Source organism: Nitratireductor basaltis, from assembly GCF_000733725.1.
Taxonomy (GTDB): Bacteria; Pseudomonadota; Alphaproteobacteria; order Rhizobiales; family Rhizobiaceae; genus Chelativorans; species Chelativorans basaltis.
Genome location: NZ_JMQM01000001.1, coordinates 141,678 through 162,955 on the forward strand (window position 1 = coordinate 141,678; position 21,278 = coordinate 162,955).

At 60.1% G+C, this 21,278-nt stretch carries 16 protein-coding genes; 5 read left to right on the plus strand and 11 right to left on the minus strand.

The window, feature by feature from the left end; genetic code table 11:
• The first annotated feature begins 103 nt into the window (after positions 1-103).
• On the plus strand, positions 104-571 hold the full coding sequence (locus EL18_RS00640) for an Hsp20 family protein (protein ID WP_036478710.1): 468 nt from the start codon (positions 104-106) through the stop codon (positions 569-571).
• 62 nt (positions 572-633) lie between these two features.
• Here the strand turns inward: EL18_RS00640 and EL18_RS00645 are convergent, their stop codons facing one another.
• From EL18_RS00645 to EL18_RS00665, 5 genes are all read right to left on the minus strand, one after another.
• Complete coding sequence (locus EL18_RS00645) at positions 634-1,239, minus strand: DoxX family protein (RefSeq protein WP_036478712.1); 606 nt, start codon at positions 1,237-1,239, stop codon at positions 634-636.
• A 13-nt stretch (positions 1,240-1,252) separates the two neighbouring features.
• The gene (locus EL18_RS00650; RefSeq protein WP_036478714.1) at positions 1,253-2,029 is read right to left on the minus strand and encodes an HvfC/BufC family peptide modification chaperone; all 777 of its coding nucleotides are present in this window, start codon (positions 2,027-2,029) and stop codon (positions 1,253-1,255) included.
• Entirely contained in the window at positions 2,013-2,948 is a 936-nt protein-coding gene (gene bufB / locus EL18_RS00655) for an MNIO family bufferin maturase (protein WP_036478717.1), read from the minus strand. The genes EL18_RS00650 and bufB overlap by 17 nt, the downstream gene beginning before the upstream one ends.
• A gap of 23 nt (positions 2,949-2,971) precedes the next feature.
• Complete coding sequence (locus EL18_RS00660) at positions 2,972-3,277, minus strand: BufA1 family periplasmic bufferin-type metallophore (protein WP_152552923.1); 306 nt, start codon at positions 3,275-3,277, stop codon at positions 2,972-2,974.
• A 129-nt stretch (positions 3,278-3,406) separates the two neighbouring features.
• On the minus strand, positions 3,407-4,450 hold the full coding sequence (locus EL18_RS00665) for a threonine aldolase family protein (protein WP_036478720.1): 1,044 nt from the start codon (positions 4,448-4,450) through the stop codon (positions 3,407-3,409).
• Between the two features lie 485 nt (positions 4,451-4,935).
• On the opposite strand from EL18_RS00665, the gene gltB reads away from it, so the two are divergent.
• Both gltB and EL18_RS00675 read left to right on the plus strand, forming a co-directional pair.
• A complete protein-coding gene (gene gltB / locus EL18_RS00670) occupies positions 4,936-9,666 on the plus strand; it encodes a glutamate synthase large subunit (protein WP_036478723.1) in 4,731 nt (1,576 codons plus the stop codon).
• Between the two features lie 90 nt (positions 9,667-9,756).
• Complete coding sequence (locus EL18_RS00675) at positions 9,757-11,214, plus strand: glutamate synthase subunit beta (protein ID WP_036478725.1); 1,458 nt, start codon at positions 9,757-9,759, stop codon at positions 11,212-11,214.
• 37 nt (positions 11,215-11,251) lie between these two features.
• Here the strand turns inward: EL18_RS00675 and EL18_RS00680 are convergent, their stop codons facing one another.
• The gene (locus tag EL18_RS00680) at positions 11,252-12,613 is read right to left on the minus strand and encodes an SGNH/GDSL hydrolase family protein (protein WP_152552924.1); all 1,362 of its coding nucleotides are present in this window, start codon (positions 12,611-12,613) and stop codon (positions 11,252-11,254) included.
• A 16-nt stretch (positions 12,614-12,629) separates the two neighbouring features.
• Positions 12,630-13,865: a lytic murein transglycosylase gene (locus EL18_RS00685; RefSeq protein WP_036478727.1), complete on the minus strand. Its 1,236-nt coding sequence runs from the start codon at positions 13,863-13,865 to the stop codon at positions 12,630-12,632.
• Positions 13,866-14,031: 166 nt separating this feature from the next.
• Between EL18_RS00685 and galU the strand changes: the two genes are divergently transcribed.
• On the plus strand, positions 14,032-14,931 hold the full coding sequence (gene galU, locus EL18_RS00690) for a UTP--glucose-1-phosphate uridylyltransferase GalU (protein WP_036478731.1): 900 nt from the start codon (positions 14,032-14,034) through the stop codon (positions 14,929-14,931).
• Between the two features lie 27 nt (positions 14,932-14,958).
• On the opposite strand, the gene EL18_RS00695 is transcribed toward galU, so the two are convergent.
• On the minus strand, positions 14,959-16,554 hold the full coding sequence (locus tag EL18_RS00695) for an outer membrane beta-barrel protein (protein ID WP_036478735.1): 1,596 nt from the start codon (positions 16,552-16,554) through the stop codon (positions 14,959-14,961).
• A gap of 165 nt (positions 16,555-16,719) precedes the next feature.
• On the opposite strand from EL18_RS00695, the gene EL18_RS00700 reads away from it, so the two are divergent.
• A complete protein-coding gene (locus EL18_RS00700) occupies positions 16,720-17,718 on the plus strand; it encodes a KpsF/GutQ family sugar-phosphate isomerase (RefSeq protein ID WP_036483559.1) in 999 nt (332 codons plus the stop codon).
• Positions 17,719-17,732: 14 nt separating this feature from the next.
• Here the strand turns inward: EL18_RS00700 and EL18_RS00705 are convergent, their stop codons facing one another.
• The 3 genes from EL18_RS00705 to hemH form a co-directional block, all read right to left on the minus strand.
• Positions 17,733-18,200, minus strand: a complete 468-nt coding sequence (locus EL18_RS00705) for an NfeD family protein (protein ID WP_036478738.1) — start codon at positions 18,198-18,200, stop codon at positions 17,733-17,735.
• A 13-nt stretch (positions 18,201-18,213) separates the two neighbouring features.
• Entirely contained in the window at positions 18,214-19,164 is a 951-nt protein-coding gene (locus tag EL18_RS00710) for an SPFH domain-containing protein (protein ID WP_036478741.1), read from the minus strand.
• Positions 19,165-19,353: 189 nt separating this feature from the next.
• A complete protein-coding gene (hemH, locus tag EL18_RS00715; RefSeq protein ID WP_036478742.1) occupies positions 19,354-20,418 on the minus strand; it encodes a ferrochelatase in 1,065 nt (354 codons plus the stop codon).
• Positions 20,419-21,278 lie beyond the last annotated feature (860 nt).

Consider the following 21,278-nt stretch of genomic DNA (forward strand, 5'->3'; position numbering starts at 1 on the left):
TTTGCGGTCGCCAATACGGGGCCGCTGGCCAACACCGGAATGCCCGAAGCGGGTTCCCTTGAAAGGCCATACGCAAACTTGTTGCTCAACAGGAGGACAGACCATGCGTCATGTCGATTTTTCGCCCCTCTACCGTTCAACCGTCGGCTTTGACCGGCTCTTCACCATGCTTGATTCCATCGGTCAGCCCGATACGCCGAGCTATCCGCCCTACAATATCGAGCGCACTGGTGAAGACGCCTATCGCATCTCGATGGCCGTCGCCGGTTTCTCCGAGGACGACATCTCGCTCGAAGCACATCGCAACGTGCTGACCATCAAGGGCGAGAAGCAGGAGGAAGACCGCGAAGAGAATGTCGAGCTGCTTTACCGTGGCATCGCCTCGCGCAGCTTCGAGCGCCGCTTCCAGCTTGCAGACTTCGTCGAGGTAGCCGGGGCCACCTTGAAGGACGGCCTGCTTCACATCGAGCTCAAGCGCAATATTCCCGATGAGATGAAGCCGCGCCGCATTCCGATCGCGCGTGCCAACGGGAATGCCAACAAGCAGATCGAAGCCAAGACCGCTGCCTGATCAGGCGCACCAGATCTCGATAAGATGAAAATGGCGGTGCCGCTCGGCACCGCCATTTTCGTTCAGGTCACTGTTGCCGCGTGGGGAGGCGTTTCAGGCGATGAGTGCCACCAACGCCAAAGCGCCCAGTCCATCGACACGGCTCCTGCGCCCTTGAGTACAAGATAGCCAAGGAGGAAGGCCCATAGCGTGCGCTGATCCCAGATCAAACCATCGGAGAAGCGGTCGAACCATGCACCGGCTGTTTCAGCGCCCACCTGGTGTACGGTGATGTCCACGATCGACTGAACGATGATGAAGCCGATCATGCCGAGTGCGGCCAGCCGTGTGAACAGCCCGATCACGATCAGGAGCGGCAGGAGGAATTCCGCATAGGTTCCCGCCCAGACAATGGGTGTCCAAGGGAAGAAAGATACCTGGGAGACATCGAAACCAGCGGCCTCCACCGCAGGAAGCGCGATCTGGAAATAGGCGGCATCCGACACGTTGAAGAAACCCAAAAAGCCTTCTTCGACCTTGGTGCGGGCAGAGTTCAGGAAATAGAGATAGAGGACGGCAAGAAAGGCGAAGCGGGCGGCGAGGCCTGGAAGCCAATTGTCCGCGAAGTTCTCTACCGCGTTGAAAATCCGGCGGTGGAGGGACACGGCACCTTCAAAGAGGCTGTGCATGATGCTTCTCCTTTCACTGCGCTGGCGACAGCATGGCGCCACGCTCGATCATGAGCGCGATGGCTGACGCCAGATCGAAACCAGGTTCGGATGCCTGTGCTGACTGAATTGCCTCGGCAAAGTTCTTGCCTGCGCTCAGGCTCTCGAGGAAGACGGCCTGGCCGGAAGAGATCGCTGCCAGTTCTACCGTGAGCTGCGGACGCGTTACGAGCACGGTCTGCGCATTGGCTGCATTGATGCGGCGACGCGTCATGTCCGACCCGCGATTGGCGTTGAAGATGTCGAGGATGGCATAGGGCGAAGCGACGATGCGCATGGCGGGGTGGGGGGTGAGCCTGAGGCCTGGCAGATCTTCCGGCTTGCACGACGCAAGCGTTTCACCATCAAGCGGAGCGGCGTCGGCTGCGTGATAGGCATCGAGCCATGCCCGTTCGAGCCGTGCGAGATCGGCCAGATAGGGCAGGTGGGACAGCGGCTCGAAGCCTTCAAGGAAAGTGCTCATCTCGCGGCCATATTCGAAAAGCAGGGGTGAACGCGGCGGATGGCGCTCCACATACATGGCGGCGAGACGACGAAAATTGTCTTCGGCGATCACGCGTGCGGTTGCTGGATAAATTTCGAGCAGAGCCGACGCGATGCTGTAGGAGACGTTGTTGCGATAAACGTCGAAGCGTTTTTCTGCCGCCTTGCCGCGTGGTCCGACGATCCGCTCGGGCTTCGATGCGCCGCGCGTGCTCAGAGCCTTCGCCAGGTCCCGGTCATAGCTTTGTGTTTCAGACGAGGTGACCATTGGCTTCTTTCGCGCCCTTGCGTGAGCGGGCTATTCTGCGCTCCGCGTTCGCCAGAATTTCACCGGCTGCCATGGCTTCGGCCTTGAGAACAGGCCAGTCAGGTATCTCCGCATCCCACTCGACCAATGTCGGCACCGGACCGCGTTTGCCGATGACATGGCCGTAGAGCGTCCAGACCGGATCGGCCACGGGGCGATCGTGGCTGTCGATCAGAAGCGGTGCGCCTTCATCATCGGACTGCTCGTCATGGCCTGCGAGATGGATCTCGCCGACATGGTTCAACGGGAAGGCCTCGAGATACTCCGTGGCGCTGTAGCCGTGATTGGTGGCCGAGACGAAGACATTGTTGATGTCGAGCAGAAGGCCGCATCCGGTGCGATGCACCACTTCCTTCAGGAAATCCGTCTCCGACCAACTGGATTCGGCAAAGAGAACATAGGTGGACGGATTTTCCAGCAGGATAGGCCGGCCGATCGCGTTCTGGACCTCGTCGATGTGGTCGCAGACCCGATCCAGCGTTTCATCCGTGTAGGGCAGGGGCAGGAGGTCATTGAAGAAGATGTCATCATGGGTCGACCATGCCAGATGTTCGGAGACGAGTGCTGGCTCATAGCGGTCCACAAGGGCGGCGAAACGCTGTAGATGCTCACGATCAAGCGGCTGCAGGCCGCCAATCGACATGCACACACCATGCAGCGAGACAGGGATGATCTCGCGCAGGCGCGTCAGCAGGGCGTGGGGCGGGCCGCCCGCGCCCATGTAGTTTTCGGCATGGACCTCGAGAAAACCGACAGGCTCATGATCGGCGATAATGGCTTCGAAATGCTGAGGTTTGAAACTCGCGCCCGCATCGGCCTTGAGGGGGAAAGCCGGGAAGCGGCCGTTCCTGGTTGCCCTGGTGGGATAGGTTCCGGTCATGATCGCGCTCCCCGGTTGTGAGATCAGGATGGGATGTCGCGATCAAGAGGCTCAAGCGAGCCCATGCGGCCACCGGGCAATTCTATGTCGGCGCATGTGCCTGCATCCACCATTTTCCAGGCATTGCCTTGGTAATCGACCTTCGAGGTGCCTGCACATGTGGTGCCGGGACCTGCTGCGCAGTCATTCTGGCCAGCCATGGATACGCCGTAACACTTTTCCTTGGATTGAGCCTGTGCCGTGGTCGCCGTGGCGAGCGTCGCGGCAGAAAGTGCTGCAGCAACGGAGCCCGCAATATAGGCGGCGCTGAGAGCGGTTTTTCCAGACATTGATATTCCTCCGTGAAAATCAGCCGGACCATTCCGGCCACCCGAAGACTGGCAGTCTGCGGCTTCACGGGGAAATCAATCGCATGCGAGTGTTGGTTCACCATCGCGTGATGATGAATCCGTCGGCGTCTATGCGAGGAGGTTCACCACCGCGTCCACATCTTCCTTGCTGGTCGCAAAGGAAGTCACGAAGCGGTAAAGACCCTCATCTTCGCCGCAGGAAACACCGCGAGGCACAGGCCAGGGATAGAAGCGTGCCCCTGCCTGCAGGGCGGTTTCGGCCTTCTGCTTAGCGATGATCAGGAAAATTTCGTTGGCCTGCGGTGTCCAGGCAAGGCGTGCAGTACCTGCGGATGCAAGACTGTCGGCGAGGCGTTTGCCCATTGCGTTGGCGTGCCTGGCCGTCTTCAGCCAGAGATCGTCGTTGAAATGGCCTGCGAACTGAGCCGCCACGAAACGGCTCTTGGAGAAGAGTTGGGCCGAGCGCTTGCGAATGAACGGCATTTCGCGCGCTTTGTCCGGATCCATCACGACGATGGCTTCCGCGCACCAGCAGCCATTCTTGGTGCCGCCGAAGGAAAGTATGTCGACGCCGCGTTTCCAGGTCATCTCGGCAGGGGTGGTGTCGAGCGATACCAGCGCATTGGCGAAGCGTGCGCCATCCATATGGAGCGGCAGACCGTGCTTCTTCGCGATCCCTCCGATCATCTCGATCTGTTCGAGATCATAGACGGTGCCAATCTCGCTGGCCTGGGTGATGGAGACGGAAGCCGGCTGACCTGCATGGATGAATTGTGCAGGATAGTCACCAATAGCGGCTTCGAGCGCTGCAGGATCCATGCGGCCCAATCCACCTGCTACGCCGCGCAACCGACCGCCGCCTGATAGATATTCCGGGGCGCCGCCTTCATCGGCGATCATATGTGCCGCCTCATGGGCGAAGCACACGCCACCCGGCTTCATGGTCAACGCCATGGAAAGCGCGTTGGCTGCCGTTCCGGTGGAGACGAAGAAGACAGCGACCTCGCGCTCGAAAAGTTCGCTGAATTTCTGTTCGACCTGGCGATCCAGTTCGCTGGTTCCATAGGCGCTGGCATGTCCGGTGGAATGTTGCGCAAGCGCTTCGCTGATAGCCGGATGGGCACCAGCCCAATTGTCGGATGCGAAATTCATGAATCAGGTCCTCGATGATGTGGCGCGAGACTGCTTGGAGGGAGGCGGGTAGACAAGCCCGTGGAGGGGAGGGTTGTGGAAATTTGCGCTCAAAAGCCAAAACTTGCGGGATTAGGTCTGTTTGAGAAATTTTGTTTCAGGGAAGGCGCTGATTTTTTGCTGTTTCGTCTTGTGCGGCTCCCGCTTTTCTGGCAATTGAATAAATAGGACAGCACTCCTGTCTTATTTAGTCGCGTCAACGTCGATAAATCTACGCTATAATTCGAGCGTGCTGACGACGGAGAAGCGGCGAAGCGGAACGCCCCGATGCGGTTAGCGTGACGCCACTAGAAGAAGCGGATCCCTGGGAGAGGGAGAACGCTCTTCCGGCTTTTCGAAAGATATGCCGAACCTTCATAACGGGACGCGCCGCTTCGACGAGTGCCCCGCCTGTAACTGACCGGCACCTTCGCCTCTCCCCAGGGTGCATATTGGAGGATGTATCGATGACGCAACTGACGCCATCTGCGACGAGCGGACACCTGTCTGACGTGCAGGCCAGGACGCGCGCCGAAAAACGTGCCTCCACCATTCTTTCAGGCCTGCCTGCCCGACAGGGTCTCTATGATCCGCGCAACGAGCATGACGCCTGCGGTGTCGGCTTTGTCGCGCATATGAAGGGGCGGAAGTCCCATTCCATCATCAGCGATGGTCTGGCCATGCTCGAGAACCTTACCCATCGCGGTGCGGTTGGCGCCGACCCGCTGGTGGGCGACGGCGCGGGCATGCTCGTGCAGATCCCCGATCGTCTCTTCCGCGAGGAGATGTCGGCCAAGGGTGTGGAACTGCCGGAAGCCGGCCAGTATGGCGTTGGCTATCTCTTCATGCCGCAGGATGAAGAGCTGCAGAAGCACATCGAGAATGTCATCGCGGAGGTGGTGCGTTCCGAGGGGCAGGAGCTGCTCGGCTTCCGTGATGTGCCGGTGGACAATTCCGGTCTTTCGAAGGCTCCCGATATCGTGGCTTCCGAGCCGGTACACCGTCAGGTCTTTATCGGCCGTGGCACGAGTGTGGGCGATGACGAGGAGTTCGAGCGTCGTCTCTACATCGTGCGCAAGGCCATTTCGGGCCGCATTCACGAGGAGACCGGTGGTCGCGACAACGGCTTCTATATCGTCTCGATGTCCGCGCGCACCATCGTCTACAAGGGCATGTTCCTGGCCTATCAGCTGGGTGCCTACTATGCCGATCTCAAGGATGAGCGTTTCGAATCCGCGCTGGCACTCGTGCATCAGCGCTTCTCCACCAACACCTTCCCCTCCTGGAAGCTGTCGCATCCCTATCGCATGGTTGCCCATAACGGCGAGATCAACACGGTGCGCGGCAACGTCAACTGGATGGCCGCGCGCCAGGCGTCGGTAGATTCCGAGCTCTTCGGCAACGACATCTCCAAGCTGTGGCCGATCTCCTATGAAGGGCAGTCCGACACGGCCTGCTTCGACAATGCGCTCGAATTCCTCTTCCAGGGCGGCTATTCCATGGTTCACTCCATGATGATGCTGATCCCGGAAGCATGGGCCGGCAACAAGCTGATGAGCGAAGAGCGCAAGGCGTTCTACGAATATCATGCAGCCCTCATGGAACCGTGGGACGGTCCGGCTGCGGTCGCATTCACCGACGGTCGCCAGATCGGTGCGACGCTCGACCGTAACGGTCTTCGTCCTGCCCGCTACCTCGTCACCGACGATGATCGCGTCATCATGGCTTCAGAGGCCGGCGCGCTTGTCGTGCCGGAGGAGAAGGTCGTCCAGAAGTGGCGCCTGCAGCCCGGCCGCATGCTGCTCATCGATCTCGAAGAAGGCCGCATCATCCCCGATGACGAGGTGAAGGCGCAGATTGCGTCGAAGCACCCGTTCAAGGAATGGCTGAAGAATGCTCAGCTCATTCTGGAGGAGCTGAAGCCTGTCGAGCCGCGTGCGCTGCGCAAGGATGTGTCGATGCTCGACCGTCAGCAGGCCTTCGGCTACAGCCAGGAAGACACGCGCATGCTCATGCCGCCCATGGCCACGACCGGCCAGGAAGGCATCGGCTCCATGGGTACCGACACACCGATCTCGGCCATGTCGGACAAGCCCAAGCTGCTCTACACCTATTTCAAGCAGAACTTTGCGCAGGTCACCAATCCGCCGATCGATCCGATCCGCGAGGAACTGGTGATGAGCCTCGTCTCCTTCATCGGCCCGCGTCCGAATATCTTTGATCTGGTGGGCAATTCGCGTCGCAAGCGGCTTGAAGTTCGCCAGCCGATCCTGACCAATGGCGATCTGGAGAAGATCCGCTCCATCGGCCACACCGAAGACCGCTTCGACACCAAGACGCTCGACGTAACCTATTCCGCGCTTGAAGGTGCGGAAGGCATGAAGGGTGCGCTTGATCGTCTGTGCGACCGTGCGGAAGCTGCGGTTGCCGGCGGCTACAACATCATCATCCTGTCGGACCGTCAGCTTGGTGCGGACCGCATCGCCATCCCGATGCTGCTTGCCACCGCTGCCGTGCATCATCACCTGATCCGCAAGGGGCTGCGCACGGCGGTCGGTCTGGTCGTCGAATCCGGCGAGCCGCGCGAAGTGCATCACTTCGCCTGCCTTGCTGGCTACGGCGCCGAGGCAATCAACCCTTATCTTGCCTTTGACACGCTGCTTGATCTGCATGCCAAGGGCGAGTTCCCGCCCGAGGTCGATGCCAACGAAGTTGTGCACCGCTACATCAAGTCCATCGGCAAGGGCATCCTGAAGGTCATGTCCAAGATGGGCATCTCGACCTACCAGTCCTATTGCGGCGCACAGATCTTTGACGCCGTCGGTCTGAAGACAGATTTCGTGGCGCAGTACTTCACCGGTACCGCAACCACCATCGAAGGCATTGGCCTTGAGGAAGTTGCGCGTGAGACGGTGGAGCGCCATCGCCGTGCATTCAGCAGCGATCCGGTCCTGCGCAATGCGCTCGAGGTCGGCGGTGAGTATGCCTACCGCATCCGCGGTGAGGAGCACGCCTGGTCGCCGGATGCGGTTGCCACGCTCCAGCATGCGGTGCGCAAGAAGTCCTGGACGAACTACCAGGAATTTGCTGACCTGATCAACGGTGAGAGCGCGCGCGCGCAGACCATCCGTGGCCTGTTCGGCATCAAGAAGGCGGAGGAAGCCGGTCGCGAGCCGGTTCCGCTGGAAGAGGTCGAGCCAGCAGAGGAACTGGTCAAGCGCTTCTCGACGGGTGCCATGTCCTTCGGTTCGATCAGCCGCGAGGCGCACACCACGCTCGCGCGTGCCATGAACCAGATCGGCGGCAAGTCCAATACGGGCGAGGGTGGCGAGGAGCCAGACCGCTTCTACCCGCTGCCTGACGGTTCGATGAACCCGGAGCGCTCGGCGATCAAGCAGGTCGCCTCGGGCCGCTTCGGCGTGACGACCGAGTATCTTGTCAATTCCGACATGATGCAGATCAAGGTCGCGCAGGGCGCAAAGCCCGGTGAGGGCGGCCAGCTCCCCGGCCACAAGGTGGATGCGACCATCGCGAAGGTCCGTCACTCCACGCCGGGCGTTGGCCTCATTTCACCGCCGCCGCACCACGACATTTATTCGATCGAGGATCTGGCGCAGCTGATCTACGATCTGAAGAACGTTAATCCGGCCGCCGATGTATCGGTCAAGCTCGTTTCCGAGGTTGGTGTCGGCACGGTTGCGGCAGGTGTCGCGAAGGCGCGCGCCGACCACATCACCATCGCCGGCTATGATGGTGGTACAGGTGCTTCGCCGCTCACCTCCATCAAGCATGCAGGCAGCCCGTGGGAAATGGGTCTGGCAGAAACGCATCAGACGCTGGTTCTCAACGGCCTGCGCTCGCGTGTGGCGCTGCAGGTGGACGGCGGTCTGAAAACCGGCCGAGATGTCATTGTCGGTGCGCTTCTTGGTGCCGACGAGTTCGGCTTCTCGACCGCTCCGCTGATTGCTGCAGGCTGCATCATGATGCGCAAGTGTCACCTGAACACCTGCCCCGTGGGCATCGCCACGCAGGACCCTGTGCTGCGCAAGCGCTTCAAGGGTACGCCCGAGCATGTGATCAACTACTTCTTCTACGTTGCCGAAGAGGTGCGTCAGATCATGGCCGAGATGGGTGTGCGCAAGCTCGATGAGCTCATCGGCCAGTCGCAGCTTCTCGAAAAGCGCGCGGTGGTGGATCACTGGAAGGCCAAGGGCCTCGACTTCTCGCGCGTCTTCTTCAAGCCTGAAGCGGCAGAAGACGAGATCCGTTGGACGCAGCGCCAGAAGCACCCGATTGACGATGTGCTTGACCGCAAGCTGATCGCGGCTGCCATGCCTGCTCTTGAAAACAAGGAGCCGGTGCAGCTCGACTTCCCGATCTGCAATATCGACCGTTCCGCCGGTGCGATGCTGTCGGGTGAAGTCGCCAAGCGTTTCGGCCACAAGGGCCTGAAGGAAGACACGATCAGTGTCCGCCTGACGGGTACGGCTGGCCAGTCGTTCGGTGCCTTCCTGGCCCGTGGCGTTTCCTTCGAGCTGATCGGCGACGGCAACGATTATGTCGGCAAGGGTCTGTCCGGCGGCCGCATCGTCATCCGTCCGGATGAACGTGCCAAGATCGTGCCCGAGAACTCGATCATCGTCGGCAATACCGTGCTCTACGGTGCCGTTGAGGGCGAGTGCTACTTCCGCGGTGTGGCGGGTGAGCGTTTCGCGGTTCGAAATTCCGGTGCCGTCGCGGTTGTTGAAGGCGTCGGCGATCATGGCTGCGAATACATGACCGGCGGTGTAGTGGTCGTTCTCGGTCAGACGGGCCGCAACTTCGCAGCCGGCATGTCCGGTGGCGTGGCCTATGTTCTCGACGAGGAAGGTGACTTCTCCGAACGCTGCAACATGGCCATGGTCGAGCTGGAACCGGTTCCGGAAGAGGATGACATCCTCGAGAAGCTGCATCATCACGGTGGCGACATCGCACATAAGGGCCGCGTCGACGTTTCCGGTGACATGACCCGCCACGATGAAGAGCGTCTCGCCAAGCTGATCGCAAACCATCTCCACTATACCGGCTCCACGCGCGCCAAGCAGATCCTTGACAACTGGGCTGACTACCGCCCGAAATTCCGCAAGGTGATGCCGGTCGAATACCGCCGCGCGCTGGAAGAAATGGAACGCATGCGCATGGGTCTGGCAGCCGAATAGCTGCCAGATCACTTCAACCACGCAAGGGCCGGCGCGAGATGACGCGACGCCCTCTCAAGGAGCGCAAGCTCCCGGCAGAAGGACAGACTGATGGGTAAGGTTACAGGTTTCCTCGAGATCGACCGGCAGGTGCACAAGTATCAGCCTGCCTCCGACCGCATCCGGCATTTCAAGGAGTTCACGCTCCCGATGTCGGACAAGGAGGTCGAGAAGCAGGCCGCGCGCTGCATGGATTGCGGCATTCCCTACTGTCACGGACCGACGGGCTGCCCGGTGCACAACCAGATCCCGGACTGGAACGATCTGGTCTATCAGGGGGACTGGGAAACGGCGATCCGCAACCTGCACTCGACTAACAACTTTCCCGAATGGACGGGGCGCGTATGCCCGGCACCCTGCGAGGAAGCATGCACGCTCAATCTCGAGGACGTACCGGTTTCCATCAAGACCATCGAGCAGGCCATCGCCGACAAGGCCTATGAGCTTGGCTTCATCCGGCCTCAGCCGGCAGAGCAGAAGACCGGCAAGAAGGTCGCGATTATCGGCTCCGGCCCATCGGGCATGGCTGCCGCACAGCAGCTTGGACGCGCTGGTCATGACGTTCATGTCTATGAGCGCGAGAGCAAGCCGGGCGGCCTGATGCGCTATGGCATTCCCGACTTCAAGATGGAGAAGCACTTCATCGACCGGCGCGTGGAGCAGATGCAGGGCGAAGGCGTTACCTTCCATTGCGGCGTCAATGTCGGTGTCGACAAGAAGGTGGACGAGCTTCTGGCAGAATATGATGCCGTGCTCTACTGCGGTGGTTCGGAAAAGCCGCGGCCCGCGGGCATTCCAGGCGTCGAACTTCACGGCGTGCATGATGCCATGCCCTATCTTGTTCAGCAGAATAAGCGGGTAGGTGGTGAGGACATCCAGTCCGTGGCCTGGGCCGAGGAGCCGATCCTGGCCGGCGGAAAGCATGTCGTGGTTGTCGGCGGCGGCGATACCGCATCCGACTGTGTGGGTACCGCCTTCCGCCAGGGCGCGGTTCGCGTTACCCAGCTCGATATCCGTCCGAAGCCACCGGAAAAGGAAGACAAGCTGACGGTATGGCCCTATTGGGCGACCAAGATGCGCACTTCTTCCAGCCAGGCGGAAGGTGCCGATCGTGCGTTCCAGGTGGCAACGCTTGAATTTGTCGGTGACGAGGACGGCAATCTGACCGGCGTGAAGTGCTGTGAGGTTGACGAGAAGCGCAAGCCCATCGCGGGAACCGAGTTTATCATCAAGGCGGATCTTGCCTTTATCGCCATCGGCTTTGCCGGCCCCCGCGAAGACAGCGTTCTGAAAGACATGGGCGAGCGGCTCGAGACGACAACCGACCGCCGCAACTCGACCAATGTCGTCGCTAATGACCGCGATTACCGTTCCAATGTCGACAAGCTCTATGTGGCCGGAGATGTGCGCCGCGGCCAGTCGCTGGTGGTCTGGGCCATTCGCGAAGGCCGGCAGGCCGCACGCGCCATTGACGAGGCGCTGATGGGCGAGACGGTGCTGCCTCGCTGATCACGTCAAGGCATGGATGAAGGCGGCCGGGGCGGTGTCATTCACCGCTGCCGGCCGTTGTGCTTCCACGGGTCTGCCACGCTTCGCTTTGCACCTGACTGGCGCTGTCGCTCTGCTGCTGCTCTTGCTCAGTGGAACGAGACACAGGCGGGCGCGCGAGATACTGATCAGCACGCCCGGAAATCGCGGGTGCGTCGAGTTCCGGTCGGGGCGACTCTTCTTCTGCTTTCAGCTTCCGTTCTGCTTCGAGCATCATCGGGCTGTAGCTTATCGCTGTCTCTTGGGAGCCGCTGATGCGATCCGTTGCACCATACAACTCCGGCGAGGCTAGGCTCATGGGGGCCGTACGGTTCTTCTTTTCCGGTTCAGCTTCCGGCGCACTCAAAGCGGCAGTGGCTGGCAGATCAACAATGTCTTCCGCCTCGATGTCCGGCTGGATCGCGTTGCCCAGAACCTTGTTGAGCGGTTTCTCGACATAGAAGGCCACCTTGCGCCTTCCTGCACGCGTAAGGTTGATCCCGTCGCTTCCGCGCAAACGCACGGGCTGACCATTCATGTCCGGCCCGGTGAAGATGAAAGCGCCGTTCTCGTCGACGAAGCCTTCCCATATGTCCACAAATGCACCGCCCACGCTTTCGACAGCCTCTTTCTGGATGTCGTTGAATGCGAGCATGTCAGACGACATCGATGAGGACTTGTAGGGTGGGAGACCCGTCCAGATCAGCGGGATGTTTTCCTCGGCGATGGTGCTTGCGAATTTTTTGACGCGTTGTCGATATTCCTCGAGCCAGGGATCGCTGCGCGGGGCTGCCGACCGTCCATCAATGGTCAGATCCTGGCGATCATTCGAACCGATCATGACCACCACGACTGCGGGATCCACCTCTTCGAGGATCGCGGCTATCTCGCCGTTCCAGTCGTAATAGTCGTCACGCACGAAACCCGAAGAGCCATTCGTGCGGTCGATCACGCGTACGCCCGGGGCCTCTGCATAGGCTGTCTCCAAACCGTCCGCGAGGCCTCCGGCCATGAAGTCACCCACGACGAGAACACTGCGCGCGTTTTCCAGTTTTTCGGATTGGCTCGCCGTAGCGGCCGGTGCGGTGCGGGGTGCAGCTTGCTGGCTGGAGCGTTTCTGGCGTCTTGGCTGCTGGCGCGTGCTGCGGGGAGCGGCACGCTGTCTTTGCGGCTTGCTGCGCCTGATCGTGCGTTTTGGCGGAGCGGCCTCCCGGGGCTTGGGTCCGCCGAAAAGCCGGTCAAACAGGTTCTGCCGCCTGATCAGCTCTTGCGCTTGTGCGGCCTCGACGCTGATGCCGAGGCCGGTGATTACCAAAGCGAGGCAGAGCGCCACGGCAGTCAGGCTTTGGAGAAGTCGGTATGACCAGTTTCTCTTGACCAAGCGGCGCTCCTATTGATCATCGGCCTCGCAGCCGCTGGAGCACTTCCTTGCTGGGGTGCCCGTCCTGCGTCAAGCCCATGCGGGCCTGGAACTGCCGGATGGCTTCACGCGAGCCACCGCCGATCTTACCATCGATCTCACCTTCGTAATAACCTAATGCACCCAGACGCTGTTGCAATTCCTGCGTCTCGGAGAAGGAAAGGCGCTGGAAAGGGCGGTTCCAGTCATTCACCAGACCCCCGACGCCCTGAATCGCATCGGCAAGGAGACCGACGGCGAGAGCATATTTGTCGGAGTTGTTGTAGCGCTTGATGACAAAGAAGTTCTTGGTCATCAGGAAGGACGGACCTTCCCGGCCGTCCGGAACCTTCAGCTCTGCGTTGCGCGAAGAATCCGGATAGGCCTTGCCATTGGCACGCACCACACCGATTTCACCCCAGCGCTTGAGCGACATGGAGCCGGCGGGGAACTTGCGGCCACGTGGCAGAAGCACCTCATAGCCCCAGGTTTCTCCTGAGCGCCAGCCGTTCTTGCGCAGGAGATTGGCAGCGGTTGCCAATGCATCCGGCTCCGAGTTCCAGATATCACGACGGCCGTCGCCATCCATGTCAACACCGTAAGCCTGGTAGCTTGTCGGGATGAACTGGGTATGGCCCATTGCACCAGCCCATGAACTTGTAAGCTGGTCGGGGCGCACATCGCCGTTCTGAAGGATTTTCAACGCAGCGATGAGCTGCGTGCGGGCGAATTTCGACCGACGCTTGTCGGCATAGGCCAAGGTCGCCAGCGCCTGAGGCAGGCTTTTCATCACGTTGTCGCGCTTGAGCGCTGCACCGTAGTTGGATTCGATCGACCAGATGGCGAGCAGGATATACCGGCTGACGCCGAACTGACGCTCAATGCGGTCAAGCCAGGGTTTCAGCTCACGGGCCTTCTGCCGGCCTTCGGCAATGGCAGCTTCCTGGACGCGATTGTCGAAATATTCCCATGCCTCAGCGCGAAACTCGGGCTGATAGCGTGCTTTTTCCAGAACGGAAGGATCTGGTTCGGTGATACCCCGGAACGCCTGATCATAAACGGCACCGGAAATACCCTGAGATGTGGCGACGGACCGGAAATCACGGATCCACCGCTGAAAGCCGGCATCGGCATGGGCCGGCATTGAGAAAATCGTCGCTAAAATAAATACTAAAAACAGCTTCGCAGCGACAAAGCCACGGGCGGCTCTGCTAGCAGTCATTGGAACCTCCATCGGAAACCTCGTTCCAGTATGGCCGATTGCGGTTAGTAAAGAGTTTACCCTATGATTAAGGCGAAACGTATATCGTGCATCATCTTCTACTTCTGATTAGGGAACCCCTGTAGAAGATGCGCGTTTTCGGGCTTTGCCCGCCCATTTCTCGTTAGAGGGACTTCCTATGAAGAAAATCCGTACCGCCGTATTTCCCGTTGCTGGTCTAGGCACGCGTTTCCTCCCCGCAACCAAGGCCTTGCCGAAAGAAATGCTGACGGTCGTGGATCGCCCCGTCATCCAGTATGTTGTCGACGAAGCCCGTGAAGCCGGTATCGAGCATTTCATTTTCGTTACGGGCCGCAACAAGTCGGCGATCGAAGATCACTTCGATCACCAGTTCGAGCTATACGAGACCTTGGAGCGTCGCGGCAAAAAGGAAATCCTGGACAAGCTGAAGGCGATGCAGCCTGAGCCGGGCCAGGTCAGCTACACCCGTCAGCAGGTTCCGATGGGGCTCGGCCATGCCGTGTGGTGCGCGCGCGAACTCGTTGGCAATGAGCCATTTGCGCTCCTACTGCCCGACATGATCATGCAGTCGGAGAAGGGTTGCCTGAAGCAGATGGTCGAACTCTACGAGAAGACCGGCGGCAATGTGCTAGCCGTGGAGGAATGCGACCCATCCGAGACGCATAAATACGGTATCGTCGGACGGGGTGACGAGGCCCATACCGGCTTCGAGATCACTTCCATGGTAGAGAAGCCGAAGCCCGAGGACGCGCCATCGCCGTTCTACATAACCGGTCGATACATTCTGCAGCCGGAAATCTTCCACTTCCTTGAAAATCAGGAGACCGGTGCGGGCGGTGAGATCCAGATCACGGACGCCATGCGCGCGCTTCTCAAGCAGCAGCGTTTCCATGGGCATATCTACGAAGGGCGCACATTCGATTGCGGCCAGCCGGAAGGTTTCGTGGAAGCCAATCTTGCATTCGCCCTGCAGCGCGAGGATCTGGCACCCTATGTTGCCGAATTCGCCCGCAACATCATTCGCGAAGAGGCGGTCGATTCCGCAAAGGTTGCCTGATCAGGGATTAACGCTGCGGCGCTGGCTTCAGCGCTGCAGCTTCAGGCCCATGAAGATGCTGCTTGCATCATATTCGCGTGTCTCGTCCGAACTGGTGCGTTTCTCGTGCCGCAGACGGCCGGTAAGGCCTGCATAGCGGTTCAACCACCAGGTGGTTGCTGCCTGCGCGCTCAGTGTGAGGTCGTGGGCGCCATTGGAGTAATCTTCGTAGGCTGCACCGAAAGCGAGCTCGCCGGAGAGGTTCGCGCGCAGTTCGCGCGACAACCGCAGTGTTCCATCATAAAGCAGCGAACCACTGTCGCCTGCCGTACCTGCACTGTTGACGGTCGTGTTCGCGTCAAGACCAACGACGGTCCCCCGCATGGGTGACCATTCCAGCGACGAGGCGAGGGTGAAGCCCGAAACATCTTCGAGCCGCTCATCGTCCAGTCGCTCGGTCAACCAACCGGCCGAAACCTCGCCTTGCAGTTTTTCAGCTATGTCGACGGAAAGTCCCGCTCGTACGCCATAGCGGTCGGTGGAGCGTGCATAACCTTCCTGATCGATCTTGTTGTCGAAGACGCGGCGCCCCGCCTCCAGCTCAACAAATGGCTGGAGAGCAGGTGAGAGATGATAGCCGGTGCGAAGGCGCATAAGGGCCAGGGTAGAATTGCGATCTTCCTGCGAGAGGTTGGAACCGTCCGACAGGGTCGCGTCGGAGTATTGCTCGCGAACCAGTTCGCCTGTGGCGCTCAGCGAGACGCGCCCAAGGTCCCTGGTAACGCCGAGTGATGCGTTTATCTGATGGCGAAGCGGATCGTCGGCACTTGCGGTTTCAGGTACGTATTCGGCGGTGTCTTCCTCTACCTGGTAGCCCAGCGCTGCGCGTGCCTGCCATAGATCGGACAGGTCGAGTTGCAGTGCCGCGTCACCGCCACCTCGAATTTCCCTTATCTCCGCGCCAGACAAAGCGCGCCGTATCGTGCCGTAGCCGGACAAGCTTGCCTCATGGCGGCTCCAGTCCGAAACGGCATTCAGCCGAAGCGTTGTCTCCGAGAGGAGCGCTTCTTCGGCGTCTGCACTGTTGTCTGCATTGGTGGTGTAGGTCAGACCCTGTTCGAGGGTTGGAATCGCATTGAACGTGCCGAGGCGCAGGCCAATGGGAGCATATGGATTCGTCTCATCACGGGGTACGGGCACTTGCGTTGGCGGTACCGGCCGCGCGGCAAGAGAGCGGGTCTGACCTGTCTCCAGATCCTCAGTGGTACCAGTCAGCGTGCCGTCCGTCGGTGCATCGGCTTCCAGGCCTTCGGCAAGGGCCGTATTAGCCGCATCGGCATCGTCAGCCCGCGACGCTCGCGGTTCGGGCAGATCGCGGGCGGTAATCCGCGAAAATGGCGCTTGGTCGATTGTGTAGCCGGGTTCGGCGGTGTCGGGAGACTGTGTGAATGGCTCATAGGTGTTCGAGGGAATGCCGTTGGTTGTCTCGCCGGTGAACAATTGGCGGTTGACCTGCTCTTCGCTCACGCCACCACGCAACTCGTTTTCCTGTGCGAATGCGTGCGGAAGCATTGCCATGGCCGTGCCTGATGAAAGCACCAGCCATACACATGCAATCCTGCCCTTGAACGCCTTGCGCGACATCTGCCCCCGGAAACCCTGTGATTGTTGCGCATGGTGCGCCTGGTAACCAAAGCGTAAAGCGGGGTGGTTAACACATGGTTGAAAATGCCGGGCGATACGCACCATATGCTGCTTCTGACATCATTGAATGGACATGGCAGCGCGAAAGCGCTAATCGGCAATCCCATGTTGAACAGACAGTCCAAACAGGGTGCGGATGCGGCCGAGGCACTCAACTCGGCGCGTCGCACGATTGAGACGGAGCAGCAGGGGCTGGCCGCCCTCCATGCTGCGCTGGACAATGGTCTCGCCGAGCCGTTTGCGCGTGCTGTCGAGATCATTTCGGGCATTGAAGGTCGCGTGATCGTCACTGGAGTGGGCAAGAGCGGGCATATCGCTTCCAAGATCGCAGCCACTTTGGCATCGACGGGTACGCCGGCCTATTTCGTGCATCCTGTCGAAGCGACCCATGGCGATCTCGGCATGATTACGCGCCATGACGCAATCGTTGCCTTGTCCTGGTCCGGTGAAACGGCAGAGCTCAAAGGCATCGTCGCTTATGCCAAACGCTTTGCAATCCCACTCATCGCACTGACGTCTGGTGCAAGGTCGGCCCTGGGGCGGGAGGCGGATGTGCTTGTCTGCCTGCCAAAGGTCACCGAAGCCTGCCCGCATGGGCTGGCTCCGACAACCTCCACTTTGCTGCAGCTTGCCCTGGGCGATGCGCTTGCGGTGGCTCTACTGGAGGCGCGGGGCTTTACTGCCGATCACTTCCGCACTTTTCATCCAGGCGGCCAACTTGGCGCAAGCCTTACCCATGTCGGTGACGTCATGCATCGCGATGAGCGCATCCCGCTCGTGAAGACCGGCACCAGCATGCGTGAAGCGATCCTCGAAATATCGCGCAAGGGCTTTGGGTGCGTCGGTATCATTGACGCGGAAGGATGCCTTTCCGGCATCGTGACCGATGGCGACCTGCGGCGGCATATGGACAATGACATTCTGGGCATGAGCGTTGATGACGTGATGACCAGGAACCCCAAGACGATTACCGGAGAAACGCTGGTGGCCACGGCGTTGCAGATGGTCAATTCGTCAGCGATCACGACGCTTATGGTGGTCGAAGACCGCAAGCCCGTCGGCATAGTCCATCTGCACGACCTTCTGAGGATCGGCGCTGCCTGAGCAGCGCCCATAGCTCACTTCGTGTCGGCCTCGACCAGGAGCTGGGCATCGCGCGTTCCAGTCACGCGCACGCGGCTGCCTGCGGGAAGGTCCGGGCCTTCCACGCGCCATGTCGTGTCCCCGAGACGGACGCGGCCAAAACCGTTGGCGATCGGTTCCTCAAGAATGGCCGTGCGTCCGACAAGTTGTTCAGCGCGACGGTTCAGAAGCGGCTGGTCGGTCTCTTCATCTGCAGTCCTGTCCATCAGGCGTTTGCCGATGAGAACAGCGGCGAGCGAGAGCAGCAGGAACACGAGCACCTGCAACTGCCAGCTCCAGATTTCGACCGACCAGAGCTGAAGCGAAAGCGCGCCCGTGAGGAGCGCGGCAATGCCGATCCACAACAGGAAGACGCCAGGCACGACTATTTCGGCTGCCAGCAGGACGAAACCCAGAACCATCCAGTTCCACGGGCCCAGTTCGGATAGGATGCTCGCGATCATGAACAAAGGCCTATCAGTCCTGGCTTGGTGTGCGGGTTGAGGGCGGGCGGGCGCTGGAGGCGCGACGCATGGGCTTGGCGTCATCGCCGAAAACGTCCTTGGCGATCGAGCCAATGCCGCCGAGGGTGCCGATCAGCGATGAGGCCTCGAAGGGCATGAGCACGATCTTGTTGTTGGAGGACGAGCCGATGGTGGAAAGTGCTTCGGTGTATTTCTGTGCGACGAAGTAGTTCACTGCCTGGACGTCGCCCATGGCGATGGCCTCCGAGACAACCTTGGTTGCTTTTGCTTCAGCCTCTGCGGCACGCTCGCGCGCTTCAGCATCGCGGAACGCTGCTTCCTTGCGGCCTTCTGCCTCCAGAATTTCTGCCTGTTTCAGACCTTCGGCCTCAAGGATCTGTGCACGCTTGTTGCGCTCGGCCATCATCTGGCGGGCCATGGATTCCACGAGATTGGCCGGTGGATTGATGTCCTTGATCTCGACGCGGGTTATCTTGATGCCCCAGGGATTGGCAGCCTCGTCGACGATGCGCAGGAGACGCTCATTGATCGCATCGCGATTGGAGAGGAGCTCATCCAGATCCATCGAGCCCATGACCGAGCGGATATTCGTCATGGTGAGGTTGAGTATCGCGTTTTCAAGGCCGGACACCTGATAGGCAGCCTGCGGGGCGTTGAGAACCTGATAGAAGGCGACACCGTCGACAGCAACGGTGGCATTGTCGCGGGTGATGATGTCCTGGGTCGGAATGTCGAGTACCTGCTCCATCATGTTCATCTTCGAGCCGACCTGGTCGATGAAGGGAACGATGATGTTCAAGCCCGGCGAGAGCGTGCGCGTATAGCGGCCGAACCGCTCGACCGTGTAGTTGAACCCCTGCGGCACCGTCTTGATGCCGGAGAAGATGAGAAGCAGTACGAGAACAGCAAGAACGAGTAGGACAATATCAAAGCCGGAAAACATGCTTTCCTCCGCGAGGCTCGTGGGAAATCAATGCGTGAACCTTATGATGCGGATTATGGCAGGAGCATTGCGTGCTTGTCACCTGAGCGGCGATCAACAGAAAGTTGAGAGAGACGATTAGTCACAACAAAATGCGCCCGCCGCTTCCGGCAGGCGCGTCCAGGTGTTGCGGATGTCAGCCTGAGCAGGTCAAACCCAGCCGGCGAGCTCGCGGCGAACCACGCCCTCTATGACCGCCATTCCGAGATCGCTGTCGTTGAGACACGGGATATGGGTGAAGTTCTCGCCGCCATTCTCGTGGAATATCTCGCCCGCTTCGCCTGCAATCTCCTCCAGGGTCTCAAGGCAGTCGGAGACAAAGCCGGGATTGAAGACGGCGATGTTTTTCACGCCGTCCTTCGCCAGCTTTTCAACCGTTTTGTCGGTATAGGGCTGCAGCCACTCTTCCGGCCCGAAACGGGACTGGAAAGTGGTGATGAGCTTGTCCTTCTCCCAACCCAATCGCTCGCGCAGGAGGCGCGTCGTCTTTTGGCAATGGCAGTGATAGGGGTCGCCACGCCTGAAATAGCTCTGCGGGATGCCGTGATAGGAGGCGAGCACCACCTCGGGCTCGAAGTCGAGCGTCGCGAAATGCCGCTCGATGGATTGAGCGAGTGCCTCGATATAGACCGGCTCGTCCTGATAGGAGGGGACCGTGCGAATTGCCGGCTGGAAGCGCATCTTCTGCAGCGCCTCGAAGAACTTGTCGTTCACCGTCGCCGTGGTCGTTGCCGAATATTGCGGGTAGAGCGGGAACATGACAATGCGGTCGCAGCCGCGCTTGATCATGCTCTGCGTCACATCTTCGATGGATGGGTTGCCGTAGCGCATCGCCCAATCCACCAAAACATTCGGGTGATCGTTCAGCCCATCCTGAAGCTTTTCGGCCTGGGCGCGGGTGAATGTGCGCAGAGGCGACTCGTTGCGCTCGTAGTTCCAGATCTCCGCATAGGCCGCACCGGATTTCTGCGGGCGTTTGCTCAAGACGATACCGTGCAGGATCGGATACCAGATCGCCCGTGGCCACTCGATGACGCGGCGATCGGAGAGAAATTCGCGCAGATAACGGCGCATCGGCCAGTAGTCGGTGCCATCCGGTGTGCCCAGATTGACGAGAAGTACGCCTACCTTGCCGATCTTGACCGGTGGGTGGGTCTCGGGAAGAGGGCCGACGCTACGCGCCCTGGCCCTGTCGATGTCTGTGGAGATGTTCATGTTTTGCCCTTTGTCCGCGTCTGAAAGCTAGCGGAGTTGCAAGGGAAAACAATGGTACTTGTGGCCGCAGGTCGGTGAAAGCTGTGTTCACCGACCTGCGGCAGGTCCTTGCTACTCGCCGGCCGGAATGACCAGTTCCTGACCAATGGTCAGGGTGGAGCGGCTGTCGAGGTCATTGGCTTCGGCAATCGTTTCCCACTTCTCGCCGGTGCCGTAATATTCCTTGGAGATCTTCCAAAGGGAATCGCCACGCTTGACCATGTGCTTGCGCTCACCCGTCGCTGCTTCCGCCATGGCGTCTGCTTCACCGGATGCTGCAGGTTCGGCTTCTTCGGTTGCCATCTCAGGCGCGGTCGCTTCTTTCAGCTCTTCGCCGACCGCTTCCATGACGTTGTCGGCAGCCTCATTTGCATCCTGAGCAAGCTCGGTTGCAGTCTCGGTAGCGCTTTCTGCTGCATCACCGACAGCTTCGGCAGTGTCGGAGGCTGCATCTTCTGCCGCCGCTCCGGCCTCCGAAGCCTCTTTTTCTGCACCGGCCATTCCATCCTCTGCCGCCTCGTTGGCATCCTTGGCCATTTCGGTCATCGTGGATGTTGCATCAGAGGCAGCTTCACCAGCGGCATCTGCCGCATTGTCGGCCATGGCTTCTGCTTCGCCTGCAGCCTCTGAAGCCGTCGCTTCGGCACCTTCGCTGGCCTCTGCTGCTTCCTCATTGGCGTCCTTTGCCATCTCGGTCATGGCCGCGGTGGCGTCCTTGGCGGCTTCGGCGGCGATATCCGCGGCGTCTTCGGCTACGGCTTCGGCTTCATCGGTCACGGCACCTGCAGCATTGGCTGCATCATCAAGGGCTTCTTCCGCAG

Bases quoted from the DNA above. Each gene is read 5' to 3' on its own strand.
- EL18_RS00640 (WP_036478710.1), top strand. From the start codon at position 104: ATGCGTCATGTCGATTTTTCGCCCCTCTACCGTTCAACCGTCGGCTTT.
- EL18_RS00645 (WP_036478712.1), bottom strand. From the start codon at position 1,239: ATGCACAGCCTCTTTGAAGGTGCCGTGTCCCTCCACCGCCGGATTTTC.
- EL18_RS00650 (WP_036478714.1), bottom strand. From the start codon at position 2,029: ATGGTCACCTCGTCTGAAACACAAAGCTATGACCGGGACCTGGCGAAG.
- bufB (WP_036478717.1), bottom strand. From the start codon at position 2,948: ATGACCGGAACCTATCCCACCAGGGCAACCAGGAACGGCCGCTTCCCG.
- EL18_RS00660 (WP_152552923.1), bottom strand. From the start codon at position 3,277: ATGTCTGGAAAAACCGCTCTCAGCGCCGCCTATATTGCGGGCTCCGTT.
- EL18_RS00665 (WP_036478720.1), bottom strand. From the start codon at position 4,450: ATGAATTTCGCATCCGACAATTGGGCTGGTGCCCATCCGGCTATCAGC.
- gltB (WP_036478723.1), top strand. From the start codon at position 4,936: ATGACGCAACTGACGCCATCTGCGACGAGCGGACACCTGTCTGACGTG.
- EL18_RS00675 (WP_036478725.1), top strand. From the start codon at position 9,757: ATGGGTAAGGTTACAGGTTTCCTCGAGATCGACCGGCAGGTGCACAAG.
- EL18_RS00685 (WP_036478727.1), bottom strand. From the start codon at position 13,865: ATGGAGGTTCCAATGACTGCTAGCAGAGCCGCCCGTGGCTTTGTCGCT.
- galU (WP_036478731.1), top strand. From the start codon at position 14,032: ATGAAGAAAATCCGTACCGCCGTATTTCCCGTTGCTGGTCTAGGCACG.
- EL18_RS00695 (WP_036478735.1), bottom strand. From the start codon at position 16,554: ATGTCGCGCAAGGCGTTCAAGGGCAGGATTGCATGTGTATGGCTGGTG.
- EL18_RS00700 (WP_036483559.1), top strand. From the start codon at position 16,720: ATGTTGAACAGACAGTCCAAACAGGGTGCGGATGCGGCCGAGGCACTC.
- EL18_RS00705 (WP_036478738.1), bottom strand. From the start codon at position 18,200: ATGATCGCGAGCATCCTATCCGAACTGGGCCCGTGGAACTGGATGGTT.
- EL18_RS00710 (WP_036478741.1), bottom strand. From the start codon at position 19,164: ATGTTTTCCGGCTTTGATATTGTCCTACTCGTTCTTGCTGTTCTCGTA.
- hemH (WP_036478742.1), bottom strand. From the start codon at position 20,418: ATGAACATCTCCACAGACATCGACAGGGCCAGGGCGCGTAGCGTCGGC.